This window comes from Pseudomonas sp. FSL W5-0299 (assembly GCF_005930655.1).
Lineage (GTDB): Bacteria > Pseudomonadota > Gammaproteobacteria > Pseudomonadales > Pseudomonadaceae > Aquipseudomonas > Aquipseudomonas mandelii.
The window spans coordinates 21916-35318 of sequence record NZ_RXHX01000012.1 but is presented as its reverse complement, the minus strand read 5'-3'; the positions used below and the strand labels follow the sequence as shown (position 1 = coordinate 35318).

At 60.1% G+C, this 13403-nt stretch carries 13 protein-coding genes; 11 read left to right on the top strand and 2 right to left on the bottom strand.

The window, feature by feature from the left end:
• Positions 1–47: 47 nt before the first annotated feature.
• From nuoG to FHL16_RS16535, 11 genes are all read left to right on the top strand, one after another.
• Positions 48–2762 carry an NADH-quinone oxidoreductase subunit NuoG gene (gene nuoG, locus FHL16_RS16585; RefSeq protein WP_077748739.1) on the top strand — a complete coding sequence of 905 codons (2715 nt, stop codon included), beginning with the start codon at positions 48–50 and terminating at the stop codon, positions 2760–2762.
• Entirely contained in the window at positions 2759–3766 is a 1008-nt protein-coding gene (gene nuoH, locus FHL16_RS16580; RefSeq protein ID WP_008146046.1) for an NADH-quinone oxidoreductase subunit NuoH, read from the top strand. The genes nuoG and nuoH overlap by 4 nt, the downstream gene beginning before the upstream one ends.
• A 12-nt stretch (positions 3767–3778) precedes the next feature.
• On the top strand, positions 3779–4324 hold the full coding sequence (nuoI, locus tag FHL16_RS16575; RefSeq protein ID WP_007905075.1) for an NADH-quinone oxidoreductase subunit NuoI: 546 nt from the start codon (positions 3779–3781) through the stop codon (positions 4322–4324).
• Between the two features lie 9 nt (positions 4325–4333).
• A complete protein-coding gene (gene nuoJ / locus FHL16_RS16570; protein WP_007905076.1) occupies positions 4334–4837 on the top strand; it encodes an NADH-quinone oxidoreductase subunit J in 504 nt (167 codons plus the stop codon).
• 2 nt (positions 4838–4839) lie between these two features.
• A complete protein-coding gene (gene nuoK, locus FHL16_RS16565; RefSeq protein WP_010458852.1) occupies positions 4840–5148 on the top strand; it encodes an NADH-quinone oxidoreductase subunit NuoK in 309 nt (102 codons plus the stop codon).
• A complete protein-coding gene (nuoL, locus tag FHL16_RS16560; RefSeq protein ID WP_010458850.1) occupies positions 5145–6998 on the top strand; it encodes an NADH-quinone oxidoreductase subunit L in 1854 nt (617 codons plus the stop codon). Before nuoK ends, nuoL begins: the two co-directional genes overlap by 4 nt.
• 40 nt (positions 6999–7038) lie before the next feature.
• Positions 7039–8571: an NADH-quinone oxidoreductase subunit M gene (gene nuoM, locus FHL16_RS16555; protein ID WP_010458848.1), complete on the top strand. Its 1533-nt coding sequence runs from the start codon at positions 7039–7041 to the stop codon at positions 8569–8571.
• A gap of 7 nt (positions 8572–8578) precedes the next feature.
• The gene (gene nuoN / locus FHL16_RS16550) at positions 8579–10042 is read left to right on the top strand and encodes an NADH-quinone oxidoreductase subunit NuoN (RefSeq protein ID WP_010458846.1); all 1464 of its coding nucleotides are present in this window, start codon (positions 8579–8581) and stop codon (positions 10040–10042) included.
• 288 nt (positions 10043–10330) lie between these two features.
• Entirely contained in the window at positions 10331–10681 is a 351-nt protein-coding gene (locus FHL16_RS16545; RefSeq protein WP_010458844.1) for a toxin, read from the top strand.
• A complete protein-coding gene (locus FHL16_RS16540; protein ID WP_010458842.1) occupies positions 10671–10985 on the top strand; it encodes a helix-turn-helix domain-containing protein in 315 nt (104 codons plus the stop codon). The genes FHL16_RS16545 and FHL16_RS16540 overlap by 11 nt, the downstream gene beginning before the upstream one ends.
• A 174-nt stretch (positions 10986–11159) precedes the next feature.
• Entirely contained in the window at positions 11160–12485 is a 1326-nt protein-coding gene (locus tag FHL16_RS16535) for an OprD family porin (RefSeq protein ID WP_077748738.1), read from the top strand.
• 168 nt (positions 12486–12653) lie between these two features.
• On the opposite strand, the gene FHL16_RS16530 is transcribed toward FHL16_RS16535, so the two are convergent.
• On the bottom strand, positions 12654–12986 hold the full coding sequence (locus FHL16_RS16530) for a DUF2790 domain-containing protein (protein WP_077748809.1): 333 nt from the start codon (positions 12984–12986) through the stop codon (positions 12654–12656).
• 79 nt (positions 12987–13065) lie between these two features.
• Complete coding sequence (locus FHL16_RS16525; protein ID WP_010458836.1) at positions 13066–13266, bottom strand: co-regulatory protein PtrA N-terminal domain-containing protein; 201 nt, start codon at positions 13264–13266, stop codon at positions 13066–13068.
• Positions 13267–13403 lie beyond the last annotated feature (137 nt).

Here is a 13403-nt window from a genome sequence, read left to right as displayed (position 1 = left end):
CCATTAGCCACGCCCGCTGACACCGGGCCAACGAAGAACTTTGAACCATGGCCACTATCCACGTAGACGGCAAAGAGCTCGAAGTCGATGGGGCAGACAACCTGTTACAGGCATGTCTGTCGCTAGGCCTCGATATCCCTTATTTCTGCTGGCACCCAGCCCTAGGCAGCGTTGGCGCTTGCCGCCAGTGCGCGGTCAAGCAGTACACCGACGAGAACGACAAGCGTGGTCGGATCGTCATGTCCTGCATGACCCCCGCCACCGACGGCAGCTGGATCTCCATCGACGACGACGAAGCGAAAGTGTTTCGCGCCAGCGTCGTCGAATGGCTGATGACCAACCACCCTCACGACTGCCCGGTCTGTGAAGAAGGCGGTCACTGCCACCTGCAAGACATGACCGTGATGACCGGCCACAACGAGCGCCGTTATCGCTTCACCAAGCGCACTCACCAGAACCAGCAACTGGGCCCGTTCATTTCTCACGAAATGAACCGCTGCATCGCCTGCTACCGCTGCGTGCGCTTCTATAAGGACTATGCCGGCGGTACCGACCTCGGTGTGTTCGGCGCCCACGACAACGTGTACTTCGGTCGCGTTGAAGACGGCACCCTGGAAAGCGAGTTCTCCGGCAACCTCACCGAGGTCTGCCCGACCGGTGTGTTCACCGACAAGACTCACTCCGAGCGCTACAACCGCAAGTGGGACATGCAGTTCTCGCCGAGCATCTGCCATGGCTGCTCCAGCGGTTGCAACATCTCCCCGGGCGAGCGCTACGGTGAACTGCGTCGTATCGAAAACCGCTTCAACGGTTCGGTCAACCAGTACTTCCTGTGCGACCGTGGCCGTTTCGGCTATGGCTACGTCAACCGCGAAGACCGCCCGCGTCAGCCATTGCTGGCCAACGGCGCCAAGCTGGGCCTGGACGAAGCGCTGGATAAAGCCGCCGACCTGCTGCGTGGTCGCAACATTGTCGGTATCGGTTCGCCACGTGCCAGCCTCGAAAGCAACTACGCGTTGCGCGAACTGGTCGGCGCCGAGCACTTCTACTCCGGTATCGAAGCCGCCGAGCTGGAACGCATTCGCCTGGTCATGCAGGTGTTGAAAGACAGCCCGCTGCCGATCCCGAACATGCGCGACATCGAAGATCACGATGCGATTTTCGTCCTCGGCGAAGACCTGACCCAGACCGCTGCACGTATGGCCCTGTCCCTGCGTCAATCGGTCAAAGGCAAAGCCGAGGACATGGCCGATGCCATGCGCGTTCAGCCTTGGCTCGACGCGGCAGTGAAGAACATCGGTCAGCACGCGCTGAACCCGCTGTTCATCGCCAGCCTGGCTGAAACCAAGCTCGACGACATCGCTGAAGAATGCGTTCACGCCGCTCCAGACGACCTGGCGCGCATCGGTTTCGCCGTGGCTCACGCCCTCGACGCCAGCGCCCCGGCGGTTGAAGGCCTCGATGCTGAAGCCCTCGAACTGGCCAAGCGCATCGCCGACGCCCTGCTCGCGGCCAAGCGCCCGCTGATCATTGCTGGCTCTTCCCTGGGCTCCAAAGCCCTGATCGAAGCCGCCGCCAACATCGCCAAAGCCTTGAAGCTGCGCGAGAAGAACGGTTCCATCAGCCTGATCGTGCCAGAGGCCAACAGCCTCGGCCTGGCCATGCTCGGTGGTGACTCGGTCGATGCAGCGCTGCAAGCGGTGATCGACGGCAAGGCCGACGCCGTCGTCGTGCTGGAAAACGATCTGTACACCCGCACCGACAAAGCCAAGGTTGATGCTGCCCTGACCGCCGCGAAAGTGGTGATCGTTGCAGACCATCAGAAAACCGCCACCAGCGATCGCGCGCATCTGGTTCTGCCGGCTGCCAGCTTCGCTGAAGGCGACGGTACGTTGGTCAGCCAGGAAGGTCGCGCCCAGCGCTTCTTCCAGGTGTTCGACCCGACTTACCTCGACGCGAGCATCCTGGTTCACGAAGGCTGGCGCTGGCTGCATGCCCTGCGCGCCACCCTGTTGAACCAGCCGATCGACTGGACCCAACTGGACCACGTCACCGCCGCCGTCGCCGCCAGCACACCGCAACTGGCGGGCATCGTCGACGCTGCGCCGTCCGCCGCGTTCCGTATCAAAGGCCTGAAACTGGCTCGCGAACCGCTGCGTTACTCCGGCCGTACCGCCATGCGCGCCGACATCAGCGTGCACGAACCGCGTACTTCCCAGGACATCGACACCGCGTTCTCCTTCTCCATGGAAGGTTACTCGGGCTCGGTCGAACCGCGTCAGCAAGTGCCATTCGCCTGGTCTCCGGGCTGGAACTCGCCGCAAGCCTGGAACAAGTTCCAGGACGAAGTCGGTGGTCACATCCGCGCTGGCGACCCGGGCACCCGCCTGATCGAAAGCACCGGTGATTCGCTGAACTGGTTCGCGGCTGTTCCACGTGCATTCAACCCGGCGCCGGGCACCTGGCAGGTTGTGCCGTTCTTCCACCTGTTCGGCAGCGAAGAGACCTCTTCCAAAGCCGCGCCGGTTCAGGAACGCATCCCGGCCGCTTACGTGTCGCTGGCCAAATCCGAAGCCGATCGCCTGGGTGTCAATGACGGCGCCCTGCTCAGCTTGAACGTGGCCGGCCAGACCTTGCGTCTGCCGCTGCGCATCAACGAAGAGCTGGGTGCCGGTCTGGTCGCACTGCCGGCCGGTATCGCCGGCATTCCGCCAGCGATCTTTGGCAAAACCGTTGACGGTCTGCAGGAGGCAGCTCAATGACCTGGTTCACGCCTGAAGTGATTGACGTGATCATCGCGGTCCTCAAGGCCATCGTGATTCTGCTCGCCGTGGTGGTGTGCGGCGCGCTGCTGAGCTGGGTCGAGCGTCGTCTGCTCGCCCTCTGGCAGGACCGTTACGGTCCGAACCGCGTCGGCCCGTTCGGCGCGTTCCAGATTGCAGCCGACATGATCAAGATGTTTTTCAAGGAAGACTGGACGCCGCCGTTCGCCGACAAGGTGATCTTCACCCTGGCGCCGGTCGTGGCCATGAGCGCCTTGCTGATTGCCTTCGCGATCATCCCGATCACCCCGACCTGGGGTGTGGCGGACATCAACATCGGCATCCTGTTCTTCTTCGCCATGGCCGGTCTGTCGGTCTACGCGGTGCTGTTCGCCGGTTGGTCCAGCAACAACAAGTTCGCCCTGCTGGGCAGCTTGCGGGCCTCGGCACAGACCGTGTCGTACGAAGTGTTCATGGGCCTGTCGCTGATGGGCATCGTGATCCAGGTCGGCTCGTTCAACATGCGCGACATCGTTGAATACCAGGCGCAGAACCTGTGGTTCGTGATTCCGCAGATCTTCGGTTTCCTGACTTTCTTCATCGCCGGCGTCGCCGTGACTCACCGTCACCCGTTCGACCAGCCGGAAGCGGAGCAGGAACTGGCCGACGGTTACCACATTGAATATGCCGGCATGAAATGGGGCATGTTCTTCGTCGGCGAGTACATCGGCATCGTGTTGATTTCGGCGCTGCTGGTGACCTTGTTCTTCGGTGGCTGGCACGGTCCGTTCGGCATTCTGCCGCAGATCCCGTTCATCTGGTTCGCGCTCAAAACCGCGTTCTTCATCATGTTCTTCATCCTGCTGCGCGCCTCGATCCCGCGCCCACGGTATGACCAAGTGATGGATTTCAGCTGGAAGTTCTGCCTGCCGCTGACCCTCGTCAACATGCTGGTGACCGCTGCGATCGTGTTGCTCAACACGCCCGCCGTCGCGGCTCAGTGAGGATAGAGAATCATGAAGTACATATTTGACATCGTGCATGGCTTCTTCACCCAGCTTCGCAGCCTGGTGATGATCTTCGGCCATGCCTTCCGCAAGCGCGACACGCTGCAGTACCCGGAAGAAGCCGTGTACCTGCCGCCGCGCTTTCGTGGCCGTATCGTCCTGACCCGCGACCCTGATGGCGAAGAGCGTTGTGTCGCCTGCAACCTGTGCGCCGTGGCGTGCCCGGTTGGCTGCATCTCGCTGCAGAAAGCTGAAACCGAAGACGGTCGCTGGTACCCGGACTTCTTCCGCATCAACTTCTCGCGCTGCATTTTCTGCGGCCTCTGCGAGGAAGCCTGCCCGACCACCGCGATCCAGCTGACACCGGATTTCGAGATGGCCGAGTTCAAACGTCAGGACCTGGTTTACGAGAAAGAAGATCTGCTGATCTCCGGCCCCGGTAAAAACCCTGATTACAACTTCTATCGTGTTGCAGGTATGGCGATTGCCGGGAAGCCTAAAGGCTCCGCGCAGAATGAAGCCCAGCCGATCAACGTGAAGAGCTTGCTGCCTTAAGGAAGAAAGATGGAATTCGCTTTCTATTTCGCATCGGGTATCGCTGTGGTGTCCACGCTTCGCGTGATCACCAACACTAACCCTGTGCACGCCCTGCTCTACCTGATCATTTCGCTGATCGCCGTGGCCATGACGTTCTTCGCCCTCGGCGCACCGTTTGCCGGTGTGCTGGAAGTGATCGCCTACGCTGGCGCCATCATGGTGCTGTTCGTGTTCGTGGTGATGATGCTGAACCTGGGCCCTGCCTCGGTTCAGCAAGAGCGCGTCTGGCTCAAGCCCGGCATCTGGCTCGGACCGGTCGCCCTCGGCACCCTGCTGCTGGTTGAACTGTTGTACGTACTGTTCAGCGACGCCAGCGGCCAGGCCATCGGCCACACCACCGTAGACGCCAAGGCCGTGGGCATCAGCCTGTTCGGTCCTTATCTGCTGGTGGTAGAACTCGCCTCGATGCTGCTGCTTGCCGCAGCCGTCACGGCGTTCCACTTGGGCCGCAACGAAGCCAAGGAGCAATGACGATGCCTGCTATCCCTTTGGAGCATGGTCTGGCGGTCGCCGGCATCTTGTTCTGCCTCGGTCTGGTCGGCCTGATGGTCCGGCGCAACATTCTCTTCGTGCTGATGAGCCTGGAGATCATGATGAATGCCTCCGCCTTGGCCTTCATCGTCGCCGGTAGCCGCTGGGGTCAGCCGGATGGACAGATCATGTTCATCCTGGTGATCAGCCTGGCAGCCGCCGAGGCCAGTATTGGCCTGGCGATTCTGTTGCAGCTGTATCGCCGCTTCCACACTCTCGATATCGACGCTGCCAGCGAGATGCGCGGATGAATCTTCTCTATCTGACTTTCGTATTCCCTCTCATAGGTTTCCTGCTGCTGTCGTTCTCACGCGGCCGCTTCTCGGAAAACCTGTCGGCGCTGATTGGCGTCGGTTCCATCGGCTTGTCTGCCATTGTCACGGCCTACGTGATCTGGCAATTCAACGTCGCCCCGCCTGAAGGCGGTCACTACACGCAAGTGTTGTGGCAGTGGATGGCGGTGGAAGGCTTCACGCCGAACTTCGCGCTGTACCTGGATGGCCTGTCCGTGACCATGCTCGGCGTGGTCGTCGGTGTCGGCTTCCTGATCCACCTGTTCGCGTCCTGGTACATGCGCGGTGAAGCCGGTTACTCGCGCTTCTTCGCCTACACCAACCTGTTTATCGCCAGCATGCTGTTCCTGGTCCTGGGCGATAACCTGTTGTTCCTGTACTTCGGTTGGGAAGGCGTGGGCCTGTGCTCGTACCTGTTGATCGGTTTCTACTACAGCAACCGCAACAACGGCAACGCGGCACTCAAAGCCTTCATCGTGACCCGTATCGGCGACGTGTTCATGGCGATCGGCCTGTTCATCCTGTTCCAACAGTTGGGCACGCTGAACATCCAGGAACTGCTGGTGCTGGCACCGCAGAAATTCCAGGCCGGCGACTTCTGGATGGTCATGGCCACCCTGATGCTGCTGGGCGGCGCTGTCGGTAAATCCGCGCAACTGCCACTGCAAACCTGGCTGGCGGACGCAATGGCCGGTCCTACCCCTGTTTCGGCACTGATCCACGCCGCAACGATGGTGACCGCGGGCGTCTACCTGATTGCCCGTACCCACGGCCTGTTTGCGTTGGCGCCGGACATCCTGCAGCTCGTTGGCATCGTCGGCGGCGTGACCCTGGTACTCGCCGGTTTTGCCGCACTGGTCCAGACCGACATCAAACGTATCCTCGCCTACTCGACCATGAGCCAGATCGGCTACATGTTCCTGGCGCTGGGCGTTGGCGCATGGGATGGCGCGATTTTCCACCTGATGACCCACGCCTTCTTCAAGGCACTGTTGTTCCTTGCGTCCGGTGCGGTGATCGTTGCCTGCCACCATGAGCAGAACATCTTCAAGATGGGCGGCCTGTGGAAGAAACTGCCGCTGGCCTACGCCAGCTTCATCGTCGGCGGCGCGGCACTGTCCGCCCTGCCACTGGTGACCGCAGGCTTCTACTCCAAGGACGAAATCCTCTGGGAAGCGTTTGCCAGCGGCAACCACGGTCTGCTCTACGCAGGTCTGGTCGGCGCGTTCATGACTTCGCTGTACACCTTCCGCCTGATCTTCATCGCGTTCCACGGTGAAGCGAAGACTGAAGCGCACGCCGGTCACGGCATCGCTCACTGGCTGCCGCTGTCGGTGCTGATCGTCCTGTCGACCTTCGTCGGCGCCATGATCGTTCCGCCACTGCACGGCGTGCTGCCGGAAAGCGTCGGCCATGCCGGCGGCGAAGCCAAGCACAGCCTGGAAATCGCCTCGGGCGCCATCGCCCTGGCCGGTATCCTGCTGGCCGCGCTGCTGTTCCTCGGCAAGCGTCGTTTCGTCACTGCAATCGCCAACAGCGGCATCGGCCGCTTCCTTTCGGCCTGGTGGTTCGCTGCCTGGGGCTTCGACTGGATCTACGACAAACTGTTCGTCAAGCCATACCTTGCGATCAGCCACGCACTGCGCAAAGACCCGCTCGACCAGACCATCGGTCTGATCCCGCGTATGGCCAAAGGCGGTCACACCGCCCTGAGCCGTACCGAAACCGGTCAACTGCGTTGGTACGCGGCATCGATGGCAGCCGGCTCCGTGCTGGTCATCGGCGCCATCGTGCTGGTAGCGGTCTGAATATGAACCTTGCGAACTTGCGAAAGGAATTGAGCCCGTCATGATTCTGCCTTGGCTAATCCTGATCCCCTTCATCGGCGGCCTGCTGTGCTGGATGGGTGAGCGCTTCGGCGCTACCCTCCCCCGCTGGATTGCGCTGTTGACCATGACCCTGGAACTCGCGCTCGGCCTCTGGCTGTGGGCCCACGGTAATTATTCATTTGCTCCGGCGCCTGGCGCCGATCCGACCTGGGCGCTTGAGTTCAAGCACATCTGGATCGAGCGCTTCGGCATCAGCGTGCACCTGGCGCTCGATGGCCTGTCGCTGCTGATGATCCTGCTGACCGGTCTGCTGGGTATCCTCTCGGTACTCTGCTCGTGGAAAGAGATCCAGCGTCACGTCGGCTTCTTCCACTTGAACCTGATGTGGATCCTGGGCGGTGTCGTCGGCGTGTTCCTCGCCCTCGACCTGTTCATGTTCTTCTTCTTCTGGGAAATGATGCTGGTGCCGATGTACTTCCTCATCGCGCTCTGGGGTCACAGTTCTTCGGACGGCAAGAAAACCCGGATCTACGCGGCGACCAAGTTCTTCATCTTCACTCAGGCGTCCGGCCTGATCATGTTGGTGGCGATCCTGGGTCTGGTGTTGGTCAACTTCAACAGCACTGGCGTGATCACGTTCAACTACGCCGACCTGCTGAAAACCAAGATGTCGCTCACCACCGAGTACATCCTGATGCTCGGCTTCTTCATCGCGTTTGCGGTGAAGCTGCCGGTGGTGCCGTTCCACTCCTGGCTGCCTGACGCTCATGCCCAGGCACCAACCGCAGGTTCGGTCGACCTGGCCGGTATCTTGTTGAAGACGGCGGCTTACGGTCTGCTGCGTTTCGCCCTGCCGCTGTTCCCGAATGCCTCGGCCGAGTTCGCGCCGATTGCCATGACCCTGGGCCTGATCGGGATCTTCTACGGTGCGTTCCTGGCCTTCGCCCAAACCGACATCAAGCGTCTGATCGCCTACTCCTCCGTTTCCCACATGGGCTTCGTGTTGATCGGCATCTACTCCGGCAGCCAACTGGCGCTGCAGGGCGCGGTGATGCAGATGCTGGCGCACGGTCTGTCGGCCGCGGCACTCTTTATCCTCAGCGGTCAGTTGTACGAACGCACCCACACCCGCGACATGCGTGAAATGGGTGGCCTGTGGTCGAAGATCGCTTACCTGCCGGCCATCAGCCTGTTCTTTGCCGCCGCGTCCCTGGGCTTGCCGGGTACCGGTAACTTTGTGGGTGAGTTCCTGATCCTGATCGGCACGTTCCCGGCCGCCCCATGGATCACGATCATCGCGACGTCCGGTCTGGTGTTCGGTTCGGTCTACTCGCTGATCATGATCCACCGTGCCTACTTCGGCCCGTCCAAATCGGACGCGGTGCTGCATGGCATGGATGGTCGCGAACTGATCATGGTGGTCGGTCTGGCGGCACTGCTGATTTACATCGGCGTGTACCCGCAACCGTTCCTCGATACCTCTGCTGCGACGATGCATGGCGTGCAGCAATGGCTCGGCACCGCCTTCACTCAACTCGCTTCGGCCCGGTAAGAGCGCTATGGAATTCACGACTCAACACTTTATTGCGCTTGCGCCGTTGTTGATCACCAGCGCCACGATCATCGTGGTGATGCTGGCAATCGCCTGGCGCCGCAACCACTCACAGACCTTCCTGATCTCCGTGGCGGGTCTGAACCTGGCGTTGCTGTCGATCCTGCCAGCCCTGAAAGTCGCGCCCCTGGCCGTGACTCCGTTGCTGCAGATCGACACCTTCGCTTGCCTGTACATGGCGCTGATCCTGGTCGCCACCCTCGCCTGTGTGACCCTCGCCCACGCCTACCTCGGCGATGGCGGCTCGGGTTACCCGGGCAACCGTGAAGAACTTTACCTGCTGATCCTGATGGCCGCCGCCGGTGGCCTGGTCCTGGTCAGCGCGCAGCACCTGGCCGGGTTGTTCATCGGTCTGGAACTGCTTTCGGTGCCGGTCTACGGTCTGGTGGCTTATGCCTTCTTCAACAAGCGCTCGCTGGAAGCCGGTATCAAGTACATGGTGCTGTCGGCCGCCGGTTCCGCGTTCCTGTTGTTCGGTATGGCCCTGCTCTACGCCGACTCCGGCAGCCTGAGCTTCGTCGGTATCGGCCAGGCCCTCGCGGCCACCGGCCTGCCAAGCTCGCTGGCACAACTGGGCCTGGGCATGATGCTGATCGGTCTGGCGTTCAAACTGTCGCTGGTACCGTTCCACCTCTGGACCCCGGACGTCTACGAAGGTGCTCCGGCACCGGTGGCGGCGTTCCTGGCGACCGCGTCCAAAGTGGCCGTGTTCGCGGTGATGGTGCGTCTGTTCCAGATCTCCCCGGCGGCAAGCAGCGGTGTGCTGAGCGACGTGCTGACCATCATCGCCATTGCGTCGATCCTGTTCGGTAACCTGCTGGCACTGACCCAGAGCAACCTCAAGCGTCTGCTGGGTTACTCGTCCATCGCTCACTTCGGTTACCTGCTGATTGCCCTGGTGGCAAGCAAGGGTCTGGCCGTGGAAGCCATCGGCGTGTACCTGGTCACCTACGTCATCACCAGCCTCGGCGCGTTCGGCGTGATCACGCTGATGTCCTCGCCTTACAACGGCCGTGACGCCGATGCCCTGTACGAGTACCGCGGCCTGTTCTGGCGCCGTCCGTACCTGACCGCCGTCATGACCGTGATGATGCTGTCCCTGGCCGGCATTCCGCTGACCGCGGGCTTCATCGGCAAGTTCTACATCATCGCCACCGGTGTCGAGTCGCACCAATGGTGGCTGGTCGGTTCCCTGGTACTGGGCAGCGCCATCGGCGTCTTCTACTACCTGCGCGTCATGGTCACCTTGTACCTGATCGAACCGAACCTGCGTCGCCACGATGCGCAACTGCACTGGGAACAACGTGCAGGCGGCGTGATGCTGCTGGCCATCGCTCTGGTGGCATTCTTCCTCGGCGTCTACCCGCAGCCATTGCTGACCCTGGTTCAGCAGGCGGGTCTGGCGGGCTGATCGCATAGCGATACTCGGTAGAAAACAGAAACGGCACCTTCGGGTGCCGTTTTTGCGTTTGTGGGATCGTGATGTTCAGGCATCGTTTTATGCACCGCCTCAGAGGTCAGTCCCACTGCGAAGTATCCCCTCTCTTTTATCGAACGCTCTCACTGCACGGGTCGATTCGTCCTACAGGTGTTTTTAAAACCGGGGTCTACCGTTGAAAACGGGAACGAAAAGGATGGCTTCGATGCCTTGACCGATTCGATTATCGAGACAAAACTATACGTAGGTAGCGTACAGAACATGGATGCTCTTTTCATCGAATTACGTATGTTCCAGAAACATCGAGACGAGTACCTGGATGACGATCTGTTTCGCAGCTTTCAACTGGAGTTGCTGAAGAATCCAGAAGCGGGCGATCTCATTGAGGGCACCGGTGGGCTGCGCAAAATCCGCTTCTGCGATCAACGACGAGGCAAGGGCAAGCGCGGCGGATTGCGGGTGATTTATTACTGGTGGTCAGGCTTCGATCAATTCTGGCTGTTCACCGTGTACAGCAAAAACGAGCAAGACGACCTGTCGCCCTCCCAGAAAAACATTTTCAGACAAGCGCTAGATAGAGAAATCAACACGAGATCCCACTATGAAACGTGACATTTTTTCCGAACTGATGGATGGCCTCGAAGCGCTGGCCGAAGAGCGCCAAGGCAAGATCACTCTGCGCACCCACAAGGTCCAGCTGCCAAAACTGATGCCCATCACGGCTGAGGAAGTGGTTGCCATACGCCAACAGCTCAACCTCTCCCGGCCAGTGTTCGCCATGTATCTGCGCACCAACACCCGAACCCTTGAGAACTGGGAACAGGGACGGGCAATACCCAATGCCCAAGCCACGACCCTGATACGTCTGGTTGAACGCTTTCCGCAGACGATCGAACAGCTCGCAGCCCTGACCTGAATGCTCGGGGCTGTTACTCCAGCCACATAACGAAATTGTAATTCCCCCATCACCTTGGCGTTATCCGCAGCTTGCAACGATGTCACCCGGCGACCATGCCGGCGGGCCTTCTCCGCCGAACAATAAAACCCACGCCGAAGCACGTTCCCGTCTGCCGAACCCAAGGAGTGATTGATGGTTAACAATACAAAAATGTCGATGGCCGCTTTAGCGGTGGTGGTCGGCTCCGGACCGTCCATGGTAATGGCGGATGATAAAGCCGAAGGGTTTATCGAGGGCAGCAGCCTGACGGTGCTCAACCGTAATTTCTACTTCAACCGTGATCACCGCAATGGCCAGTCCAGCCCCACCGGCAATGGTTATTCAGAAACCTGGGCCCATGCGGTGATCAGCAAGTTCGAATCCGGGTTTACCCAAGGCACTGTCGGCGTCGGTGTCGATGCGTTTGCGATGATCGGCTTGAAGCTCGACACCGGTGACGGCCGCAACGGTGGCCGTAGTTCGTTTGATGTGCTGCCCGTCAACAGTGATGGCGAGGCGCGGGACGAGTACACCAAGGTCGGTGGAGCCGCCAAAGTGCGAGCCTTCGATACGGTGGTCAAGGTCGGTGACGTGTTCCCGGCCAACCCGGTGGTGGCGGCAGGTGACTCGCGATTGCTGCCGGAGAGCTTTCGCGGTGTGACGGCGGTCAACACCAGCCTCGAGGGTCTGTCGGTTCAGGGCGGTCGGCTGCATGCGATGAGCCAACCCGTGTCCAGCGATATGCGCGAGAACTTCGCCACGTTTTATGCCGGCCCGGTCAATTCGCCATGGATCGCTTACGGTGGCGGCGACTATGCACTGAACAAGAACCTCAGCTTCAGCCTCTACTCCAGCCGCCTCAAGGATGCCTGGAATCAGTACTACGCCGGCACTGCCTGGACCTATCCGCTATCGGATGACCTGTCGCTGTTTGGCGGCCTGAACTATTACAAGGCGGTCGACGAAGGTAAACAACTGCTCGGCAAGTTCGACAACAACATCTGGAGCGGCCGGGTCGGCGTGAAACTCGGCGCGCACTCCGTTGCGCTTTCACACCAGCGCAACAACGGCAACGACGACTTCGATTACCTGCGTCAATCCGACTCGATTTTCCTCGACAACTCCATCCAGTACAACGACTTCAACTCGCCCAAGGAACGTTCGTGGATGGCGCGCTACGACCTCGACATGACCACTTACGGCGTACCGGGGCTCTCGTTCATGACTCGTTACGCCCGAGGCACCGACGCCGATTACACCAACGCCAACGCCGTGTACATGCGCCGCGATGCTGACGGCAATCCACTGACCGACCAGAAGCGCTGGGAACGTGATGTCGAAGTCAAATACGTGGTGCAGAGTGGTTCGATGAAAGACCTGTCGCTGCGTTTGCGCCAGGCCACGACGCGCGCCACGGCATTTGAATCGGATTTGAATGAAGTGCGGGTGATTGTCGAGTACCCGTTGGCGATTCTCTGATCAAGCGGCTGATACACATTCACCTTTAGAAGCTCCTTGCTCCTTTGGTAAGAGGTGAATCTTTGGCGTCCTTCGGGGCGCCTTTTTTATGCCTGAGTAAAACCTGCAGGCGTTGCCGAAGGTTCGGCAGCGCCTGCAGGGAATCCGGCCCTGGCCATCAGGGCGGTGTCAGCTGCCGCGATTGCGGCAATCCCCCGCCACGGTGTATCTGATGGTGTTGAGTTGGCCTTTCGAGTCTTCATAGGTCATGGCGGCAGGCACCACAGCGCAAGCCACTTGCGGACGCACAACGCTGACCACTTTTGCCACGTCCAGCTTCATTCCGTATTCGTAGTCCTTGACCTGCGGCGCCGGTTTGCCCTGGTTGGCCGCGTACTGCTCCATGGCTTTGGTGTTAGCACTCAGCGCCCGCTCGAACGTCCGGTCACCACCCCCCTCGGCAAACACATTCAGGGACATCGCCAGCATGCCGGCGAACGTCATCAACTGAAGTACTTTCATATCCATTCCCTTCCAATCCTGGCTCATAAAAAAGCCCGGCATCGGGACTCGATGACAGGCCTGTTCAAGTGCGATGCGCTTACAAGTCGTTGGTGTTGTCGTCTTTCTTTTCATTGACGACGACCGGGTCGCGCGCTTTTTCCTTGGCGACGAACAGCTCTACGGAGCGGTCATTGGCAGTCATCATTCGTTGGAAAGTTCGGTCACCGCCGCCTTCGGCCAAGGCCAGAGAAGACATCGCCAACGCTGCTGCAAAGGTACTGATGTGTGCAAATTTCATGTTTGATTCCTCGTTTGGTAGCTGACGGAATCAAGGTAACAATCCGAACCTTTCGTGACGGTGGCGCACAAATTACATATCCGTTATGTGGGGTAGGCAGGTCAGGCCTGAGAAAGAACTGTGGCGAGGGAGCTTGC

Coding starts and splice junctions, on each gene's coding strand:
- nuoG (WP_077748739.1), top strand. CDS start 48: ATGGCCACTATCCACGTAGACGGCAAAGAGCTCGAAGTCGATGGGGCA.
- nuoH (WP_008146046.1), top strand. CDS start 2,759: ATGACCTGGTTCACGCCTGAAGTGATTGACGTGATCATCGCGGTCCTC.
- nuoI (WP_007905075.1), top strand. CDS start 3,779: ATGAAGTACATATTTGACATCGTGCATGGCTTCTTCACCCAGCTTCGC.
- nuoJ (WP_007905076.1), top strand. CDS start 4,334: ATGGAATTCGCTTTCTATTTCGCATCGGGTATCGCTGTGGTGTCCACG.
- nuoK (WP_010458852.1), top strand. CDS start 4,840: ATGCCTGCTATCCCTTTGGAGCATGGTCTGGCGGTCGCCGGCATCTTG.
- nuoL (WP_010458850.1), top strand. CDS start 5,145: ATGAATCTTCTCTATCTGACTTTCGTATTCCCTCTCATAGGTTTCCTG.
- nuoM (WP_010458848.1), top strand. CDS start 7,039: ATGATTCTGCCTTGGCTAATCCTGATCCCCTTCATCGGCGGCCTGCTG.
- nuoN (WP_010458846.1), top strand. CDS start 8,579: ATGGAATTCACGACTCAACACTTTATTGCGCTTGCGCCGTTGTTGATC.
- FHL16_RS16545 (WP_010458844.1), top strand. CDS start 10,331: ATGGATGCTCTTTTCATCGAATTACGTATGTTCCAGAAACATCGAGAC.
- FHL16_RS16540 (WP_010458842.1), top strand. CDS start 10,671: ATGAAACGTGACATTTTTTCCGAACTGATGGATGGCCTCGAAGCGCTG.
- FHL16_RS16535 (WP_077748738.1), top strand. CDS start 11,160: ATGGTTAACAATACAAAAATGTCGATGGCCGCTTTAGCGGTGGTGGTC.
- FHL16_RS16530 (WP_077748809.1), bottom strand. CDS start 12,986: ATGAAAGTACTTCAGTTGATGACGTTCGCCGGCATGCTGGCGATGTCC.
- FHL16_RS16525 (WP_010458836.1), bottom strand. CDS start 13,266: ATGAAATTTGCACACATCAGTACCTTTGCAGCAGCGTTGGCGATGTCT.